This is a genomic window from Fretibacterium sp. OH1220_COT-178, from assembly GCF_003860125.1.
GTDB lineage: Bacteria > Synergistota > Synergistia > Synergistales > Aminobacteriaceae > CAJPSE01.
Genome location: NZ_RQYL01000002.1, coordinates 47,739 through 66,772, shown reverse-complemented (window position 1 = coordinate 66,772; position 19,034 = coordinate 47,739). Strand labels below are relative to the sequence as shown.

17 protein-coding genes and 1 tRNA gene are annotated in these 19,034 nt (G+C 61.9%); 14 read left to right on the top strand and 4 right to left on the bottom strand.

The genetic code is table 11. The features are described 5' to 3' along the window. Window positions 1-236: 236 nt before the first annotated feature. On the bottom strand, window positions 237-2,792 hold the full coding sequence (locus EII26_RS01205) for a hypothetical protein (protein WP_124887311.1): 2,556 nt from the start codon (window positions 2,790-2,792) through the stop codon (window positions 237-239). A 222-nt stretch (window positions 2,793-3,014) separates the two neighbouring features. On the opposite strand from EII26_RS01205, the gene EII26_RS01200 reads away from it, so the two are divergent. The 7 genes from EII26_RS01200 (at window position 3,015) to EII26_RS01170 (ending at window position 9,973) form a co-directional block, all read left to right on the top strand. Next, complete coding sequence (locus EII26_RS01200; protein ID WP_124887310.1) at window positions 3,015-3,887, top strand: ankyrin repeat domain-containing protein; 873 nt, start codon at window positions 3,015-3,017, stop codon at window positions 3,885-3,887. 112 nt (window positions 3,888-3,999) lie between these two features. Then, a complete protein-coding gene (locus tag EII26_RS01195; protein WP_158612081.1) occupies window positions 4,000-5,577 on the top strand; it encodes a S8 family peptidase in 1,578 nt (525 codons plus the stop codon). A 145-nt stretch (window positions 5,578-5,722) separates the two neighbouring features. Next, a complete protein-coding gene (locus EII26_RS01190; RefSeq protein ID WP_158612080.1) occupies window positions 5,723-6,466 on the top strand; it encodes a LemA family protein in 744 nt (247 codons plus the stop codon). Between the two features lie 293 nt (window positions 6,467-6,759). Next, a complete protein-coding gene (locus EII26_RS01185) occupies window positions 6,760-7,419 on the top strand; it encodes a hypothetical protein (RefSeq protein ID WP_124887307.1) in 660 nt (219 codons plus the stop codon). Window positions 7,420-7,472: 53 nt separating this feature from the next. After that, complete coding sequence (locus EII26_RS01180; RefSeq protein WP_124887306.1) at window positions 7,473-8,675, top strand: ankyrin repeat domain-containing protein; 1,203 nt, start codon at window positions 7,473-7,475, stop codon at window positions 8,673-8,675. A 233-nt stretch (window positions 8,676-8,908) separates the two neighbouring features. Further along, the gene (locus EII26_RS01175; protein ID WP_124887305.1) at window positions 8,909-9,196 is read left to right on the top strand and encodes a hypothetical protein; all 288 of its coding nucleotides are present in this window, start codon (window positions 8,909-8,911) and stop codon (window positions 9,194-9,196) included. Between the two features lie 213 nt (window positions 9,197-9,409). Beyond that, entirely contained in the window at window positions 9,410-9,973 is a 564-nt protein-coding gene (locus EII26_RS01170) for a hypothetical protein (RefSeq protein WP_124887304.1), read from the top strand. A 68-nt stretch (window positions 9,974-10,041) separates the two neighbouring features. On the opposite strand, the gene EII26_RS01165 is transcribed toward EII26_RS01170, so the two are convergent. The 3 genes from EII26_RS01165 to EII26_RS01155 all read right to left on the bottom strand — a co-directional run bounded on the left by EII26_RS01165 (window position 10,042) and on the right by EII26_RS01155 (window position 13,233). Then, on the bottom strand, window positions 10,042-11,001 hold the full coding sequence (locus EII26_RS01165) for a lysylphosphatidylglycerol synthase transmembrane domain-containing protein (RefSeq protein ID WP_124887303.1): 960 nt from the start codon (window positions 10,999-11,001) through the stop codon (window positions 10,042-10,044). Then, window positions 10,998-11,900, bottom strand: coding sequence for a DMT family transporter (locus EII26_RS01160; protein WP_158612079.1), 903 nt, complete (start codon window positions 11,898-11,900; stop codon window positions 10,998-11,000). The genes EII26_RS01165 and EII26_RS01160 overlap by 4 nt, the downstream gene beginning before the upstream one ends. Before the next feature lie 124 nt (window positions 11,901-12,024). Beyond that, the gene (locus EII26_RS01155; RefSeq protein WP_124887301.1) at window positions 12,025-13,233 is read right to left on the bottom strand and encodes an FprA family A-type flavoprotein; all 1,209 of its coding nucleotides are present in this window, start codon (window positions 13,231-13,233) and stop codon (window positions 12,025-12,027) included. Between the two features lie 210 nt (window positions 13,234-13,443). Between EII26_RS01155 and EII26_RS01150 the strand changes: the two genes are divergently transcribed. The 7 genes from EII26_RS01150 to EII26_RS01120 all read left to right on the top strand — a co-directional run bounded on the left by EII26_RS01150 (window position 13,444) and on the right by EII26_RS01120 (window position 19,021). Beyond that, on the top strand, window positions 13,444-14,397 hold the full coding sequence (locus EII26_RS01150; RefSeq protein ID WP_124887300.1) for a radical SAM protein: 954 nt from the start codon (window positions 13,444-13,446) through the stop codon (window positions 14,395-14,397). A 120-nt stretch (window positions 14,398-14,517) separates the two neighbouring features. Further along, window positions 14,518-15,099, top strand: a complete 582-nt coding sequence (locus EII26_RS01145; RefSeq protein ID WP_199735010.1) for a glycerophosphodiester phosphodiesterase family protein — start codon at window positions 14,518-14,520, stop codon at window positions 15,097-15,099. A gap of 42 nt (window positions 15,100-15,141) precedes the next feature. After that, the gene (locus EII26_RS01140; RefSeq protein WP_124887298.1) at window positions 15,142-15,414 is read left to right on the top strand and encodes a TfoX/Sxy family protein; all 273 of its coding nucleotides are present in this window, start codon (window positions 15,142-15,144) and stop codon (window positions 15,412-15,414) included. After that, window positions 15,411-15,809, top strand: coding sequence for a bleomycin resistance protein (locus tag EII26_RS01135; RefSeq protein WP_124887297.1), 399 nt, complete (start codon window positions 15,411-15,413; stop codon window positions 15,807-15,809). The genes EII26_RS01140 and EII26_RS01135 overlap by 4 nt, the downstream gene beginning before the upstream one ends. A 379-nt stretch (window positions 15,810-16,188) precedes the next feature. Next, window positions 16,189-16,266, top strand: a tRNA-Pro gene (locus EII26_RS01130). Window positions 16,267-16,459: 193 nt separating this feature from the next. Next, window positions 16,460-18,391 (top strand): transketolase, encoded by a 1,932-nt coding sequence (locus EII26_RS01125; RefSeq protein WP_124887296.1) that lies wholly within the window; start codon window positions 16,460-16,462, stop codon window positions 18,389-18,391. A 39-nt stretch (window positions 18,392-18,430) separates the two neighbouring features. Further along, complete coding sequence (locus EII26_RS01120; protein WP_124887295.1) at window positions 18,431-19,021, top strand: epoxyqueuosine reductase QueH; 591 nt, start codon at window positions 18,431-18,433, stop codon at window positions 19,019-19,021. The last annotated feature ends 13 nt before the right edge of the window (window positions 19,022-19,034 follow it).

Here is a 19,034-nt window from a genome sequence, read left to right as displayed (position 1 = left end):
TCGCATAAAGCGGCGACTCTCCACTTATCGCTGTCAGCGGGACCACCTTGACCGATATCGGACAGGTTGGCGCAGGATCATCGAGCTGACTCTCTCCCCATGCTCTTGATAAACGGTATTCGATTGTGGCAGAAATTCTACCATGCAAAAAAGAGTTTGACAAGTACGACGGCACATCCCGGGGCAGAAAGCGGCAATTCGGCGGGAAATTCCGCCGGACGCGGGGACGAGCAGACCTACCGGTCCCCGATGAGGTCCTCCGAACTTTTTCCCGTCAGGGACATCAGCATTTCCGCCACTCCGGCCTTCAGCCGGGACTCTCTAAGGAATTTCTCCGCGCGCAATATCCTATCCGCACCTTGTCCCCCGGCCACTTCTCGAGCGCGTCCGATGGCCTTTGCGGAGGCGGCGTAATGGTCCCCGCCCCCCGGCTCGCCGTGCAGCGTCCTCATGGCGCCCGCGATGGCGTGAGATTCCGCCAGGACCATGTACGCGTTGAACAGATCCGCGGCGCACTTCTGCGACAGGGTCGGATTGGTGCGGTCGTAATAGGCTATCTTCTCCAGGATTTCCACGGCCTTCTGCAGGGCTTTCATGCCGGTTGCACGATCCATGAGTGTACGCCGCCGGCGTGCCTCGCGCGCCGCATTGCGGACGAGGTCTCCAAGCGGAGAATCCATTTCGCTTCCCTCCTTCTCCAGCTTGCCGAAATCCTCGTGCTTTTGAGGAATGAGTGCGGAGCTCGTCAGGATCAGGGCTTTGGTGTAGGTCGCCTGTATGTGGTTGGAGGTGTAGGGGGTGAACGTCCAGATCTCCAGGACCCGGTCTACGGCGTCCAGTGCCCTGTCGAGCTCCTGTCGGGAGCCCGTCGCCAGCCCCACGGCCGTCGATGCCCGTGCCAGGGCGAACTGAAGGAAGGCGTCGGAGGTCATGTGGGCGTGGCGATTGAGGACGCCGATCGCTGCCGACAGGGCCTCCTCGGCCTCCATGCGCGAGTCGGGGTCCTCCCTCTCCAGGTGCATCGCGGCGCAGGATTCCGCCAGCGCCGCGGAGAGCGCGACGTACAGGTTGGGTTGAAACTGCATGTCCGTGTGCCGTATGCCGTCCCGGAAGGCTCGGACGGCCTCCTCGTTCCGGTCTCCGGCGGCCATGGCGAGCCCCAGCGCCAGGGAGAGCGCGGGATGCAGAAAGTTTTCGTTCCGGGAGGAAAGGACGAGCCCCTCTTCAGCTGCGGCCTCGGCGCGCCTCAGGTCCCCGGAGTCCGGGTCGATGGCCAGTCCCGCGCGGAAACAGTAAAGGTGCGAACGCGTCTCCAGCGCCGCTATCGCCTCCAACGGCCTCCGGTCCCTAAAAAGCGCAGCCGCTTCCTCGGCGGCACGGATGGCCTCGTCCGCGCGCCCCTCCCACAGGCCGCGTTCCAGGCCGGCAAAGAGAACGCTTGCGAATACGGAGGCGATCCGGCCTCTGAGCTCGTCTCCTTCGGGGCTCCGCCGGTCGGGCGCCTCCAGTTCGGCCCGGCTTTGCAGCAGCAGCCGCTCCGCCGTCCGGAGCTTCGTCAGGCCCGACCGATAATCGTCGACCGCCCAATCGAGATAGATTCGGGCCTCGTTGACGCGCAGCGCGCAGCGGAGGGACCAAAGGGGCTCGGGGACCTCCCGGACCTCGGTGCGCCGGAGCATCTGCTGGTATTCCGTGTCCGATACGGGCGTGTCGTTCCCGCGCCGCTCCAGCAAAAAGGCGTCGGTCACGTTCAGGGCTTCCTCCAGCAGAGCCTTGGTCTGAGCGCTGCGCCGTGCCTCGATGCCCTCCAGTTTGGCGATCCCCTCCTGAAGTTTTTCCATCAGGGGGAGCCGGGTCAGGAGGCTGGGGTTCTCCACGGAGAATCCGCGCCCGACGAAACAGACGGTCCATATGCTCAGGATCAGGAGCGCGGTGGAGCCGACGGAGCGCCAGAGGGACGTGCCCGAGGCCCGGCGCCGCAGCAACAGGATGCAAAGGACGACGACGGCCAGGGAGATCAGGGGAAACCAGGCGTAGAGGTTGTGAAAGAAGGTGGACAGCTCCGTGTATATCGAGAAGAGCGTGGCGATGGCCCAGGCGCCCTTCCAGCGCGCCATTCCGCGCAGCAGTTCCATGAAGGCGTCCTTCAGGCTGGGGAGCTCCGTATCGGTCCGGTCCTCGGTGTTCGGATGCAGCTCCCAGACATCCCGATCCGTAAGGCCCAAGAGGTCGATATCCGCTTCGGCCCTCCTCTTCTCCTCCTCCCAGTAACGGCGGATCCGCGCCGCCTCCTCGGGCGTGCGGGGGCCGGAGCCCCGGCGGGGCGAGAGGAGGCGCTGGAGGTAGTCCTCCTCCTGGCAGTCCAGGAGCAGGGCAAAGACGCGCTCGTCGTAGCCGGCCGTCTTGCCGTCCGCCTCGTGGGTGCATTCCGCCAGGCGCCGCTTCCAGTCCTCCGGATACTTGTCCCCGTCCTTGATCTCCTTCAGGGTCCGCGAGATGTTCGACTGGTTGCGGTCCATGACGACGGCGATGTCGAACTGGTTCCACAGGGGGGTCGTTCCATGAAAGACGAGCCCGGAGAGGGCGGGGATGCGGAGGCTGGGATCGTCGTTCAGCAGCTCGCCCATCGCCTCGCGGCGTCCCAAGGGGTCGTCGAACTCCACCTGGTTGTAGGTGCGGACGTAAAACGCCAGGCGGCGCTCCAGAATTTTTCGGGACTTCTGCAGCCAGCGGCACCGTTTCTCCATCGCCCGTCTCTGTTCCGGTGTGGGGAAGGGGTGAATGTCCGACATCTCCAGGCCTCCTCGATTCGGGGTTGGCGTGTTTCCCGCGTGCAATTCAGAATATACCGGGCCGCGCATTTTTACAAGCGGGCGGGCGCATGCGGGGGGAGCCGGCGAAAGAATCCGATCAGACGCATTTGAAAAATTTTATGCCGCTCCTAAAATAGCAGGCGATAAGAGGGGGATGCGACGCCCCTTTTGGAGTACAAATCTGTCGGGAGGGATGCGGAAATGAGGTCGTTGGGAGCGGCGAAGCGGCGGCAAGGTTTCATGCGGACGGGATTGAGGAATGGCCTGTGGGTTCTGGCGCTGTTGCTTCTGTCCTGCGTCGGGCCTGCGCGGGCGGACACGACGTTTCTGAACGTCTGCCAGAGGGGCTCCGCGGCGGACGTGGAGCGGGCTCTGGATGGCGGCGCGGACCCCAACTCGAGGGCGTCCAACGGGATGACCGCGCTGATGGTGGCCGCCGGCAGGAACTCGTCCCCCCAGGTCCTCTCCCTGCTGCTGAAGCGCGGTGCGGACGTCAATGCCGTGGCGAACAAGGGAATTACGGCGCTGTTTCTCGCGGCTGTGATGCAGCGGGACCCCCGCCATGTGACGCTCTTGCTGGAGGCGGGAGCCGACCCCAACGCCAGCGTCGGCATAACGGAGGAGATATCTCCCGTCTCCATCCTCATCGGGGCGATCATCAAGAACGGCGAGCCCTCGGTTGTCCGTGCCCTGCTGAAGGCCGGCGCCAACCCCAATGCCGCCGTGCGCATGCCGATAGACCTCTCCAAGGTCGAGTCGCTGAAGGCGCTGAAGCTGAAGGGCGATTTTGCGATGTCGATGACGGCTTTGATGCTGGCCGCCTCCGCGTCCTCCAATCTGGAGATCGTGACGGAGCTGATCCGGGCCGGGGCCAGGGTGGACGCCCAGAACGACATGGGCATGACGGCCCTGAGCTGCGCGGCGCTTCGGTCGCAGTCCCCCGCGATGGTCGAGGTCCTGCTGGACGCGGGGGCCGACCCACGGATCAAGGACCAGTTCGGCCAGACGCCGCTGGACTACGCCAAGGACGTCCCGGCGCTGAAAAGGGTGCTGAAACGGTTGAGCTCCCGCTGAGGGTGGGGGGCCGCCGGGGGAGACACGGAGCGGTTCGCGTCGAGGGCTGTTGATGGGTTTTGCTTCCATGGCGGCACATTTTATTCTGCTGGTGCGAGGAGGAGGATTTTTCATGAAACGTTTGTTGGGCTTGGGTTTCCTCTTGTCGGTGCTGTTCGTATCCGCGGCGTTCGGGGACGTCATCGTCCGTATGAAGGCTCCGAAGGTCGTGCCCGGAACGGTGAGCACGGCCGGCGCGGAGTCGGCCCGCACGATGGCCGCGACCATGACGGCGGCGGGCGCCGGGGGCATGGTCGTCAAGGTGTACGAGAATTTGGTTCTGGACGGCGAGGTCCTCGCCCTGATGCGGCCCGTGGGCGACGAGAAGGCGTTTGCCGAGGCGTTGGCCAAGGACGCGAATGTCGGCGGCGTGGCCTTCGACCGGCCCATCTACGGGACGGGGGCGGAGATTGCCGCCAAGAGGGCCAACAACTTCAATACGGAAATGATCGATGCTCCTCTTGCCGATGTCGACGTGAGCGGACAGGTCGTTTACGTGCTCGACACGGGGATCGATTCCCAGGGGCCTCTCGGGCATCTGATCGACTACTCCCTCAGCCGCGCTTATCTCGATGAGCCCGGGGATGCTGGAATGCCCGAGTGGCAGGACTACAACGGACACGGAACGTTCGTTTCCAGTGTGGCCGTCGCCGACGGAAAATTGGATGTCACCGGAGTGACGCCGGGGGCGAGGGTAGCGGCCATGAAGGTTATGGGCGTCAACAAGAAGGGAAGTACCAATTTTATTGTGGATGCTCTGAACGACATCGCGGGACACCAGTTCGAGGGCGTTCGTGCCATCAATATGTCCTTGGGATATTTTTTCCCCAACACGCCCGAGGAGATCGCTGCGGGGCGAATGGCGGGCGGAGGCTACGATCCCGTATATTTTGCCCTTGAGGCCATGGATAAGCAGGACAGGTTCGTCTTCGTCACGTCGGCTGGGAACGAGAATTTGCCCGTCGGCAAACCGGTCGAGAGGGGTGGCGACGGTTGGGATGCGGGCGAGTACGTCTACCCCGGAAGCTACATCGGCTTGAAGGGGCTCATTACCGTAGGGAGCGTCAATAAGGACGGCTCCGCCTCCGATTTCTCGAACTACAGCGGAGAGTTCGTCCATTTCCAGGCGCCGGGGAAGGGGATTGTCGGGTACGGCTCCGGTACGTCCCGCGGCGGTTTCGATGAGCTGGTTCTTTTCGGCAAAGGAACGTCCATGTCCTCTCCTCACATCGCCGGAATGGTCGCGGCTTTGTCCGCAAAGGATCCCGGGCTCGGAGCCGCGGCGATCATCGAAAAGATGACTCGTTCCACCAAGGCCGCTCCAGCCATGAAGAGCAACGGAGAGCCTCTGTCCAAGTACGGCACTCCCTCTTTGGCGAAAGCTGCGGGCATCGATCCCGCGGGGCCCGGGAACCCCGATGCTCCGGATACTCCGGATCCCGGCGTTCCGGGTACGCCCGACGTCGAACCTCCGGCCGATCCCTTCCCCCTTCCGGGCCCGAACCCCAATCTCCCATGGAATCCGGAGCCGACGCCTCCCTCCGTCCCGATCGAAGGGGAGGGCGGCAGCGGATGCGATGCGGGGCTGGGGTGGGGTTGCGCGGCCCTGGGGGCGGCCTTGACGATGAGGCGGAGGTGGGGTAAGTTTTAGACTGATTTCTCTTGAGTGGACAAGATCCGATATTGGAGGAGCCGACAGTTGCTGGTTCAAGAATTCTTGGCGTAGAGGGGCCTTCTTGTTTGCGTTGAATATTTGTATGGTCAGATTTTTGAAGAGGGTGATCCGTATGTTCGGAATGCTGTTGCTGGTGATTGTTGTTGGAGTGATCATATTCTTTGTCTTGGGGTACAATTCGTTGTCCCGTATGGCACAGGAGGTCAAACAGTGCAACGCCAACATTATGGCGTCCGTACAGAAACGGGCGGATCTGGCGAACCGTCTGATGGATATCGCCCGATCCTATGGAGAGCACGAGAAGCTTACGCACATCACCGTCTCAGGAAGTTTGAACGAGAACGTTGCGGCAACCAATGAAGCTCTTATCTCCATCAATGCCTGTGCAGAACGCTTTCCTGATCTGAAAGCGAACACCACTTACCGGCAGCTGATGAACGAACTGCGCGACCTCGAGGGCGATATCCAGACGAGACGCGAGCGGTACAACGCAGCCTGCAAAAACTACAATGCACTCCGCTCACAGATTCCGCACGTCCTATATGCCTCCAACCTCGGCTTCAGGGAGGCCCCTTATTTCAGTGCCGAGAATCTTGGCGTCATCCACGATTTTCAGACCGCCGACGGTGAACTGTTGAAGTCCATGTTTAAAAAGGGAATGACAAGCGTCGGAGAATTTGCAGCTCAGCACAAGGAGCCGTTGAAAAACGCCTTTTCCCAAGCCGCGTCGGCAACGGCCTCAACCGTTCGCAGGGGATTGGATGCCGTCGGTGACCTGAAGGAACGCTATGCGAAGGGCTTTTCGACGCAAAAGGATGAGGAAACCGGAATGACCCATCCCCCGATGGAAGATGAGGGGGACTGAGTTTTTAGCAACGTAAGTGACGGCTCATGACAGAGCCTCAATGCCTTGCCCTGATTTTATATGTAAACGGATTCCTTAAGAATCGAAGTGCACACTCAAGATTTCGAAAGATGCTGTACAAGAACGTATCAGCGCCCCTCCGAATTTGTGGGAGGGGCGCTGATATATTTCGCCTTTGGTCCAATGTGAATAATGTAGAAAAGCGATCAAACGCATTTGAGTTACACATCGTTTCAGTATAAATTATCAATGTAGTGAGTCTGAGGCGTGCGTTTGATTGAGGAGGTCGGGGAATGAGCGAAGAGGAGAGAAGACCATCGATGCCGAAGGCCAACTCGTATTCAAGCACCTCGCCGGAAGTATGCGAGAGGATCGAGGTCCCTCACTGGCTGAACGGGGAGCGCCGTCGGCGGCTTTTCCTGGCGTGCCGCAATTTTGTTCTACAGCGTAGGGCCGTACAGAAGAGGATGAGGCTTTTTGCGCATCAGTATTGCGTTCAGATGGAATTGGGCTTGAAGGATACGGAGGCAAGTGTCCTGGAAAGGATCGAAGCTTTTCTGGACGAGCGGATCCCCATTCCACACTTTGCCCGTTTAAAAATGGAGAGGAGGAGGTTGGCCAATAAATTCTACTGGGGGCAGAATGAAATTGCGATTGTCATGGGAAGGGATCAGTCGAACGTCAGCCGCCTGTTTCGTCGCATGAAGCAGAATGAGACTTGGGCTGCCAGGCTGGACCCCCTTTACCGGAGGAGTGGTAGAAGGGAGAGCTATGACGATGGGATTTTTGCGCTGATTTTGGATTTTTGCGAAGAGGAGTATTTGGAGCGCCTGATTCGTCCAAGACGGGGTAAGGGGCTTTCCGATGAGAAGGCGCAAGCGCTTCGAACCTCCTGGGGGCAGATGCGGCGAGCTCTGGAGGGGACTTGGGAGGAGTCTTCCGGGGAGGATTAGGGTTTTCGTGTTCATGCCGAAAGTTGGCTGACGTTCGGAGAGGAGGATCGTTCATGGGAGAGTTTTCTCGTCGTTTGATCGGTTTTGCCGCGTTTTCTTTTCTGATGGCGGCGTGTGCGGTCAGAATGTCCCAGGCGGCGCAGGGGGATTTTTTTGAGCTTTGCGCTCAGGGAGATCTGGCGAAGGTCCAGGCTGCGGTTCGTTCGGGCGCGAACCCCAATGGGAAGCAGCCGAACGGGGATACTGCGCTGATACGCTCCCTGGAGAACCCGGATGATCGGGTTGTGGCGTTTCTTCTCGAGTCCGGCGCCAGGGTGGACGGGTTGGGTTCGTCCGGGCATTCGGCTCTGTTCCTCGCGTGCAGTACCTCGCGGCATAGCTTCTCCGTCCCCTCCGCCGCCAAGGTCCGAGCGCTCATCGAGGCGGGGGCCGATGCTAATTTCAGGGATAAGGAAGGGCACACGCCCCTGATAGCGGCGCTCTTCTACGTCCGGGATGGTGCCGGAAAGGCGGTCGATCCGGAGGTCGTCCGTCTGCTCATCGAGGCGGGGGCCGACGTCAACGTTTTCGATCCCCTGGGCGATACGCCGCTGTACTATGCCGTCATCGGCGAGAGTGCCTATAAAGAATTTGGCATGATGGAGGTCTCCCGCGCAAGTGCCGAGGTCAAGGAACTGCTGCTGAAGGCTGGGGCTAAGGGCCTCGAGGAGATGCAGGGAAAACCTCTTTCCAAGCAGGAGCAGGCATTGATCAGAGCCTGTTATGCCGGTGATCTCGGCAAGGTTCGGCGCCTGCTCCGTGCCGGGGTCGACCCGAACGCCAGGGATCCCATCCGGAGGACGACCCCGATTCTGGCCGTTCTCGGACGGTCTGCCGGGGACGATGACGACAGCAACGAGCCGACGAAGGAGACGGTCCGGAGAGACATCGGCCTCGTCAGGGAACTTGTGGCTGCGGGGGCCGACCCCAATAGAGGAGGCAGGAGCGGATTCACGCCTCTCCTCATGGCGCTGAGGGAGGGGTACATGCCTTACGAGGGCATCCAAGCTTTGCTGCAGGTCGGTGCCGACCCCAACGCCAAAAACGCGGTTGGCGATACCCCGCTTTCCCTGATCCGCGCCCGTCAACGGTATTTGCAGGCCGCCCTCCGTGAAGGCAAGGAGAATGACCGCGAGTGGCAGAGGGAGACGAAGCGTCGTTTGGAGGACAGCCAAAGGGTCGAAAAACTCTTGCTGAAGGCCGGGGCCAGAAGCTAGAGGCATTTTTCTGCAGGCCCGTTCGTGCCTCATGTTTTTCAGCGAAGGCTCAGTGTGGGGAATCGGCTGGGTAAAGTAGCCTCGTAAAGACGGCCCCGAAGATTCGGATTGAGACACAACGCTCCCGCCTTCGATCAAACGCATTTGAATTTTGGGAACTGCAACAGTAAATTAAGCGTATTCCAAGAGCGAGGAGCCGGCCGGATCCCGCAAAAACGAAAGGAGAGTTTTTCATGTCGGAGAAGGAAGTTCGTCAGGGCGCAGGCAGCGAGGAGAAGGGGAAGAACGTGGTCGTGGTGCAGGGCCAGAGCAATACCCTGGGGATATCCAGCGTCATCTGCAGCATCGTCAGCATCTTTTTTCTGGCGCTCCTCTTCGCGCCCCTGGGCCTTCTGCTCGGGGGGATCGCGGTCGCCAAAAAACAGACGGCGCTGGGCATCGTCGGGATTCTGATCGCCGTCGTGTCCCTGTTGATGTCGCCGTCGTTCCAGCTGCTCCTCCTGGGAATGGGGCTGCGCTGAGGGGGAGAACTCGGCAAGGGCGTTTGGGCGAAAGCCGTCCTTGCGGCCGACGGGGCGCCCGGTTCGGGCAAGGGATATTTTGGGCCTTCTCCCTTTCCGGTTCCTTGTCCGGAGTTCTGGCGTTTCCGTTCCTGTCGAGGCGCCGCGGAGCCCGATCCATCGACGACGTAAAAGGCATAAAAACGTAAGGTCCGATCTCAAAGGAGGAGATGTATGATGCGTCGTTTCAATTGGTCTCGTGTCCTGATCGTACTGCTGTGCGTGGCGCTGCTGTCCCTGGGCGGCTGCGGTGGAGGCGGAGGCGGAAGCGGCGCGAGGCCCGCGCCCAATCCGGAGCCCGGACCTGGGGTCTCTCCCAAGCCGAATCCGGCGCCCGGTGCGACGGCGGCCCTCGACGGAGCCTGGGACGTCCACGACGGGAGCGGCAGTTTCATCGAGGGAGGACGAGAGACGGAGGCCGTTATGGAGGCCGGCTATCTCAGGATGGGCGTCGTCGAAGCGGGGCTCGAACATGCCGGAGAGGTGATCTTCGGCTTCTGGAGCAAGTTCAGGGCTCCGGGCAAGAGCTACGATGTCGGGGACGAGTTCAACGGCAGGATGTTCGCCCCGGTGTCGGTCGGCGGCGACCGTTACGAGTTCGCTCTGCCCGGAGGAACGCAGACGCTTTCCGTGCATCTGACGAGCGCCAATGAGGGCGAGGTCACGGTCAAGGGACAGCGCCGGGACGGCAGCCGACTTTACGAATTCGACGTCGTCTTCTCCATCACGAGGCAGTAGTCCGTTTCCTGGGCCGGGCTCTCGCAACGGCAGTTGCGAAGGTCCGGCCCTCGCCCGTAAGGGCCGCCTCACTCCTTGGAGAGAGGCGATTCGTGCTCCTCTCCCTCCTCCGCCCTCCCCGAGGGAAAACACAACATTGCGAGGCCGCCCGCCAGGGTGACGGGGACGAACTGCGTCATGTGGGCGAAGAGCGCCGCGGCCAGGGCCTGGTCGTGCGGAACGTCGTGGGCCCGCAGGGCCGCGACGGCGACGGCCTCGTAGACGCCGATCGCCCCGGGGGAGGAGGGCAGGAGCATCCCCAGGCTGCTGACGGCAAAGACGCTCAGGGCGGCCTTCCGGTTCAGGTCCAGCCCGGCGACGCCGTTGAGCACGACGTACATCTCCAGGGAATAGAGGACCCACACCAGCAGGGAGGTGGCGGTCATCCATGCGAGCCGTCCTGCGGACATGTGTCTTGCGAGAGCGGACAGAAAATGCTGGAGAAATTCCGAAATTTTGGGGGGCAGAGGCAGGCGCGCCAAAAAGGCGGCTCGCTCCGGCCTGCGGCGCAGAAGAAAAAGGACGAACCAGCCCACGGCCAGGCAGAGCAGAAGGAGGAGGCCGGCGTTGCGCTGTCCCATGTGCCAGACGAACCACAGGCTCAGCAGCGCCAGGACGTTGACGTCGAAGAAGCGCTCCATGAAGACGATCCCGAGAGCGGTGTCCAGGGGCAGGCGGTTGCTGCGCCCGATCCAGACGGCCTTGGCCACCTCCCCGGCCTTGGCGGGCAGCACGTTGTTCAAGGCCAGTCCTGCCAGGACGGCACAAAAGCAGGAGCGGAACGAAAGCGTGGGAACGTTCATGCGAGTGAGCCGCCCCCCCATGACGGCGTAGGCCACGAAGGACACCGCGACCGCGGTGAACATGGGGGGGACGGGAAAGCGACGCAAAGCGCCCCAAAGGTCCCTCAGCGGGACGCCCCGGAAGGCGTAGATCAGGCACAAAAGAGATATCCCGTATTTGAGCAGGACGGGGAGAGCGCGCTTCATGCGGATGCGTTGGATTGGGCGCCCCGAGCGCTCATCACTAGGGCGATCAGGATGATGATGCACCCCAAGATCTCGCCCGTCGAGGGGATCGCATGGAACAGAAGCGCCGACAGGACGACCGCGGTGACCAGCTCGAAGGAGGCCAGCATGCTGCCCGTAGAGGCCCGGACGTGGCGGAGCCCCAGGTTGTAGGCTCCGTAGCCCAGCAGGGTGACGACGAATCCCAGGTAGAGCAGCAATCCCCAGGAGGCGCCGGAGAGCGAGGGGAGGTCCGCCCAGCCGAGCGTCAGGGTTTTGTACAGGGCCAGCCAGACGAAGGCAAAGAACTGTGCCCAGCTGAAAAGAGTCCAGGGGCGCAGCCAACCGGACCTCCCGTTCCAGCGCATGGTCAGGGACTGGACCGTCATGCCCAGGACGGAGAGCATGGCGGCGATCAGCCCGGGCAGGGGAAAGGAGGTCTCGGCCCCGGAGTCCGTCAGGAGTGCCATGCAGAGCACGCCGGCCAGGATCAGGATTCCGGAGAGGATTTGCATGGCGGTCGGGCGTTCCCTCAGGAGCAGCGCGCCGAAGAAGGTGGTGAAGAGCGGGAACGTGTAATAGATCACTTCGGTTGCGGCCACGGAAAGGTAGGTCAAGGCGGTCATGAATCCTCCATAAATGAAGCCTGCCGAAACCCCTCCGTAAATGCAAAGGAGCACCAGATCCCTGAGCCCCACCTTGAGGACGTCCGGACTTCTCACCCCGAACCAGACGAAACAGCCCAGGGCCGCCAATGCCGCCCTGACGACGGCTCCCGTCACGGGGTGCAGGGACGACGCCTCCTTGGAGAACGCGGCGAGCGTTCCCCAGAGAAACGCGCCGAACAGAACGAGTGCGGAGCCCTTCAGCCAATTGGGCAAAATCTTTCCCTCCCTGGTTGAAGAGGAAAACCCCTTCAATGGATAGCAAAACTCAGAAAAAACGCTCCGCCGTCGACGGAGCGTCCAACGATCGATGCCTCCGGCGTTTTAGCGAGAACCTAGGTTATCCTCGAAGCCCGCAGGGTCCCCCCACCTGCTGTCCCAGGTTTTTCCCCAGTTCCACGCACTGCTCCAGGTCCTCGGGGGTGGGGGAGGTGAACACCTCGATTTCGGGGCCGATCTTCTCCAGCTTGATCTTCTCGGCAAACTCCCGAAGCGCGTCCAGCGCACCGCGGCTCCAGCTGTAGCTGCCCGCGATGCCCAAAAGGCGGTTCTTGGGCATGCGGTTGAGCAGTTTCGAGCAGAGGGCCTCCATCGGCGGGAAGAGCAGGGTGTTGTAGGTGCAGCCCAGCAGGGCAAATCCCTTGTAGCGCCAGATGTCGCGCAGGATGTACGAGTGTCCGTTCCTTGCGGCGTCGTAGAGGCGGACGTTCTTGACCCCGCTCTCGGAAAGTCCGCTACAGACGGCCTCGGCCATTCTCCTGGTGTTGCCGTACATGGAGCCGTAGACGACGACGGCGCCGCATTCGGCCTCATAGCGGCTCCAGCGGTCGTACAGCTCGATGACCTGCTCGACGTCGTCGCGGAACAGGGTTCCGTGGGCGGGGAAGATGAACTTGACGGGCAGGGGGGCGAGTTTCTTGAGGGCGACCTGGACGACGTTGGAGTAGCGGCCGACGATGGTCGCGTAGTAGCGCAGCATCTCGTCCTCCCACCGCTCCCGCGTCTTGGCGTCGTCGAAGAGGCCCCCCTCGTGGGCGCCGTAGCCGCCGAATGAGTCGTTGGAGAACAGGACGCCCGTCGTCGTGTCGAAGGTCACCATGCTCTCCGGCCAGTGCACCATGGGAACGGTCGCAAACCGCAGCACGTGTCCCCCGAGGTCGAGAGTGTCCCCGTCCTTCACCTGTACGGTGTTGGAGTCGATGCCGTGATAGCCCTTCAGGAGGGGCATGGTCTTGACGTTGCCGACGAACTTCAGGTCGGGGTGGCGCGCCCGCAGCTGGGAGATCAGCCCCGCGTGGTCGGGTTCCATGTGGTTGATGATCAGATAGTCGAGAGGACGTCCGTTCAGAACCTCCTCCAACTTTTGGATGTACTCGTCGACCCACGGGCCCTTGACCGTGTCGATAGCGGCGGTCTTCTCCCCCATCACGACGTATGCGTTGTAGGCGACGCCCTGGGGCAGGTCCCACAGGGACTCGAAGAGGTCCGTTTCATAGTCGTTGACGCCCACCCACCAGGTATCCCTGTTGACCGGTACGGCTTTATGCATGGTCGGTCTCCTTTCGAAAATAAAAAGCACAAAAACGACCCTCGCAAACCGGCGTTCTTGCCGAAGGGGCCCGACCGGGGAGAGGCGTTCCTGATGTCTCCGCCTATTTTACTCCAAGTTGACCCAAGTTGGTCGACGTTCTTCGTTTTGGCGGTTAAAAACGTTAAAATACCGGGAGCAGGATCATGAGGGAACGGGGGAGGGATCATTGTGGACCGCGGGTTCGCCGAGAGGGCGGCACAGCTCAGGCAAGAGCTTTACGGGGAGTACGGCCCCTTTTACTACGTTCCCATGGCCGAGTCTCGCGCCGTACAGGTTCCCGTGACCGTGGGATGCAGTTACGGACGCTGCCTCTTCTGCGACCTCAACCAGGGCATGAGGTATCGGGAGATCCCCCTGGCGGAGGTCTTCGACAACGTGGAAAAGCTGCGCTTCATCCACGGACGCGACCGCAGGCCCGTGCGGCGCTGCCTCCTGGCCGGAGGAAATCCCCTGTCCCTGACGACGGAAAAGCTGCTGCGGATTGCCGAGAAAATCCGTTCCGCGTTTCCCGAGGTCGGATACATCTCCGGCTTTGCCCGAGCGGATGACGTCCTGGCGAAGACGGAGGCGGAGCTCCGGTCGCTCTCCGCGGCTGGATACGACCGCCTTTGCCTCGGAATCGAGTCCGGCTCGGATCGGGTGCTTCGCTACCAGGAGAAGGGCGTGGGACGTTTGGAGAACGCTTCGGCCATGAGGGCCCTCGACTGCGCCGGTATGCGCTATTCCGTCTACGTCATGCTGGGGCTGGGAGGGCGCGCGCTTTCGGAGGAGCATATCGAGGAGACGGCGAGGCTGTTGAACGCCGCCCGCCCCTTCGAGCTCACAGTGGTGACCTTGGTGCTGTTCAAGGGAGCGGGACTGGCGAGCCGTGTGCGGGCGGGGGAGTTCAAGCGCCTGCGGCCTCTCGAGTCGCTGATGGAGGGGCGGCGCCTTCTCTCCCTGCTGGAGATTCCGACCGTATACGACGGCACTCACAAGACCAACGCCTTCCCGATCAAGGGGAGGCTGCCGGAGCACAGGGACCGCCTGCTGCGGCGGATGGACCGTGCCATCGAGCTCCTGGGGCGGGAGGACGTGCAGGACGGCGAGATCCGGCGGTGGCGCAACTGGTTTACGGAGTGAACGACAAAACCGTTCGCCTTTTTCGGCCCCTCCCCATGCTATACTGCTGAGGGTCGATAAGGGACTTGAGGAAGGGGACCGTAAATGGCGGTCCTCCGCCCGTCGGGAGGAGGGGAGCGTTTGCTGAACATCGCGCATCGTGGCTTCAAGGGGAGCTTCCCCGAGAATACGATGCTCGCCTTCGAGAAGGCCCTCGAGGCAGGAGCGGACGGCATCGAGTTTGACGTCCACCTCGCGAGGGATGGCGAGGTCGTCATCATCCACGACGAGCGGGTGGACCGGACTACGAACGGTACGGGACGCGTCCAGGACCATACCTCCCGCGAATTGGCCGCTCTGAACGCCGCGGCACTGTACCCCGAGCTGTCGCCCCAGAGGGTTCCCACCTTGAGGGATTATTTCGGGTTCGTCCGCGACCGGGACGTCGTAACCAATGTGGAGCTCAAGACGGGCGTGTACTGGTACGAGGGAATCGAGGATCGGGTGTATGGGCTGATTCGGGAGTTCGGCCTGAGGGACCGCATCATCGTCTCCTCCTTCAATCACAGAAGCATTATGAGGATGAAGGCTCTGGATCCGGCGGTCGTATGCGGCCTGCTGGTCGATTGCTGGCTCTTGAACCCGGCCGACTACGTCTTCGATTCCATCCGAGAGCTCGGAGCAGCTCTAGGCTCGCGTTCGGATCTCCGGGCAGGCGGTTGAAACAAGAAACATGTACGCCGAGAGAGAACGGGAGGAATGGAGATGAGCGAATCACTTTCCGCTCTGCCCAATATCGGAGCGGTGCTGGAGGAACAGCTGAATCGTGTGGGAGTGCGGACGCCGGAGACGCTGAGACGCCTCGGGAGCCGCGAGGCCTGGCTGAGGATCCGGGACATCGACCCCACGGCCTGCCTGCACAAGCTTCAGGCCTTGGAGGGAGCGGTCCGCGGCGTCCGGAAAAATGAACTTCCCGAGTCGGCCAAGAACGAGCTGCGGACTTTTTTCGAGGCGTATCGGATAAGCGGGGCGAAATGAGATTCTGTGCCCTGATTCCGGAGCTGTCCGTACGGGACCTTGACCGTTCCAAGGGCTTTTACGTCGGCCTTCTTGGGTTTCGGGTGGAGTACGGGCGCGCGGAGGATAAATTTTTATTTCTGTCTCTGGGCGAGGCCCAGATCATGCTGGAGGAGGTCAACGGCCACTGGGATACGGGGGTTCTCGACTATCCTCTCGGGAGGGGCGTGAACTTTCAGATCAGCGTGGATGATCTCGAGCCGATTCTGTGCCGGCTGAATCAAGCATGCGTTCCCCTGTTTCGAGAGCCCAGGGTGAGTTCATACAGGGTCGGCGACGAATTCGTCCGTGAGAGGGAGTTCCTCGTCCAGGATCCGGACGGCTACCTTCTCCATTTTTCTCAGGAGATGCCGTAGGTGATTCCTTCTAAATATTTTGCGGGCGATGAGCGACAGCCGCAAGCAGACGGGCGGCAATCATGGAGATAAGCAGGCGACCAACGACGAAGCGCGTTCTGTCCATTCCCTATACTTAATGGTGTAACGCTCTGCGCAGCTGTGGCTGGCCGAGAAGCATGCTGATGTAGCTGGAAACGGATTCGCACAGCTTGCTTTGTTGTTTATCGCCTGCATAATGCATGAAAGGGTTCGGTTTGACCGTATTCAGGGGGCGGGGAGGTGCCGTTCCTGTCCGCGTCCGGGGGACTTCCGGATGGAGATTTCATCGTAAAATCACACACCGGTAAAAAAACACCTTGATCTTTTTCAAAAATACGCTAGAATATGTTTCCGTGTTCGGGACGTAGCGCAGCCTGGCTAGCGCATCTGCATGGGGTGCAGGGGGTCGGAGGTTCGAATCCTCTCGTCCCGACCATATTTAAGGAAATTGGGGCCTTTTCCGGGTTTTCGGAGGGCCCTTTTTTTCTTTGTTATAATTGAATTCGTTCAACGGCCCGTGTTTTTGTCGGGAGCCGCTTTCTTCGGGAGCTCGTTTTCTCCTGATTCCTTCCCGGAATTGGAGCTGCACGAACCCTCCTCCCGAGCGACATGAAAAGGAGTGAAGTGCAATGTCCCTGCCCCACCTGCATCGTTTTTCGGTCCCCTCGCTGTCCGCAGAGCAAACTGCTTCCCTGGAGACGGCGGCGCGCTTGGCGCGGATCAACGCCGTGACCATGGTGGCGGCCGCCAACAGCGGGCATCCTGGGGGAGCCTTTTCCAGCATGGAGATGTTCCTGACCGTCTACGGCGTCGCCGACCTCACTCCGGAGAACTGCAGCGGACTGGACAGAGACTATGTCGTCGTCTCGCATGGACACACGTCGGCCGGCGTTTATGCCGCCCTTGCCGCATGGGGTTTTTTCGACGCGGAGGAGGCGGTCGCCCACTTTCGGCGTTGCGGAAGCGTCTTTCAGGGACATGTGGAACGCGACGTCCCGGGCGTCGACTGGGGAACGGGGAATCTTGGGCAGGGGCTCTCCGCGGGAGTGGGCTTTGCCCTGGCCCAGAGGGCGCGCGGGCATGACGGGCGGGTCTACGTCCTGATGGGGGACGGTGGCCAGACGAAGGGACAGCTTGCCGAGGCGAGGCGTACGGCGGCCAAAGAAGGGCTCAGGAACCTCGTGGCCCTGGTGGACTGGAATGGGATTCAGATATCGGGGCAGCTCGACGAGGTCATGCCCTTTGACCTGAGGGCTCTCTGGGAGGCGGATGGCTGGGAGGTCGTGGAGTGCGACGGACACTCCTTCCCCGCGCTCTACGAGGCGCTGCGCGGCGCCGGGTCCCGAGGGCGTCCCACGGTGCTGCTTTGCCGGACCGTGATGGGCTGGCAGGGGGGGATCATGGAGGGCACTCACGACTACCACGGGAAGGCTCCTCAGGGCGAGGTGTACGAGGCCGTCGTCAAAGGTTTGGAGGGGGATCCCAGGCTCCTGGAGATGGCGCTTGCGCGACGAAAAACTCCCGCCTCCTTTACAGGCAGAAAAGTCGCATTGCCCGTTCCCGTCCTGGATTTGGGGGAGCCCCAGACGTACGGTGAGACGAAGGCGGACAACCGCGGGGCATTCAGCAGGGCTTTGGTCGATGTGGGGCGCCTGAACTGCGGCCGGGAGGGGAGGACGCCCCTTCTGGTGTTCGACTGCGATCTTGCTCCCTCCGTCATGACAAATGGGTTCAGGAAGGAATGCCCATCGTATTTTGTGCAGTGCGGCATCCAGGAGCACTCCACGGCCACGGCCTCCGGGGCCGCCGCCGCCGCCGGGGTCGTAGCCGTCTGGGCGGATTTCGGGGTTTTCGGAATCGACGAGGTCTACAACCAGCAGCGTCTGAACGATATCAACCACGCGGGAGGAAAGACCGTGCTGACCCACGTGGGCCTGGACGTCGGCGAGGACGGCAAGACGCACCAGTGCATCGATTATGTGGGCCTGTTGCGCAACACCTTCGGCTGGAAGCTTGTGGTCCCGGCCGATCCCAACCAGACGGATCGTGCGACGCGTTGGATGCTGGGTACGCCGGGGTCCATCTGCCTGGCGATGGGACGCAGCAAGATCGATATCGTGGCCGATGAGAGTGGAGCTCCGGTTTTTGCAGGGAGCTATCGTTTCGAGTACGGTCGGGCAATTCGGGTGCGGAAGGGTGCGGATGGGGCGATCTTCGCCCTGGGGGCGATGACTCAGCCCACCCTTGCGGCTGCTCGTTTGCTGGCCGAACGGGGCCTTGAGGTCTCGGTCTGGAGCGTCTCCTGTCCTCTGGAGGTGGATCGGGCCGCTCTGGAGGAGGGCTGTGCCACAGGACACATCCTCACCGTCGAGGATCATCACGCGGGGAGCGGCATGGGGTCTCTGATGGCCCTGGAGATGATGCGCCTGGGGCTTTCGGCGCGCTTTGAGGCTTTGGGGGTGACCCGCTACGGGGATTCGGGGACGGCTGCGGACGTCTATGCCGCAATGGGCCTGAATGCCGAGGGAATTGCCCAGGCCTTCGGCCGCCTGAGGAGCTGAGGCAACGCGATCGTGATGCTGCGAGGGGGCGAAACCGGCATGACGCGAGGGCGCATGATGCTCCACATCTGCTGCGCGCCTGACGCCACCGTACCGGTGCGTGAGCTTGGGGCGGAGGGATGGGAGGTCACGGGTTTCTTCTATGGCTCCAATATCCATCCGGGCGAGGAGTACCGGCGGCGCCTCGACGCGTTGCACGTCCTGCGGGACCACGCGTCCTTTCCCCTCATTGCAGCCCCCTATCGTCCTCAGGATTGGTTTGGCCGGATGCGGGGGCTCTTGGAGGAGCCGGAGGGCGGGGCACGTTGCACGGCCTGCTTTCTCCTTCAGTTGGAGGCGGCAGCCGTCGCCGCCCGGATGGCGGGGTGCGGGCATCTGTGTTCCAGCCTGACGATCAGTCCGCACAAGGATGTCCCAAGGATCCTCCGTCTGGGAGATGAGGTCTGTACCCGTCATGGACTGCGCTGGGACCCGCGCGTCTGGCGGAAACGGGACGGCTTTTTGCGCTCGTTGAAGCTGTCCGGAGAGCTGGGGTTGTACCGGCAAAATTACTGCGGTTGTCTTCCGAGCCTGTCGGGACGTGAGCTCTCCGGAGAAGTCGAGGCGGCCCCTCTCATGAAAGGGGCTTGAGAGGAGGCGGAGC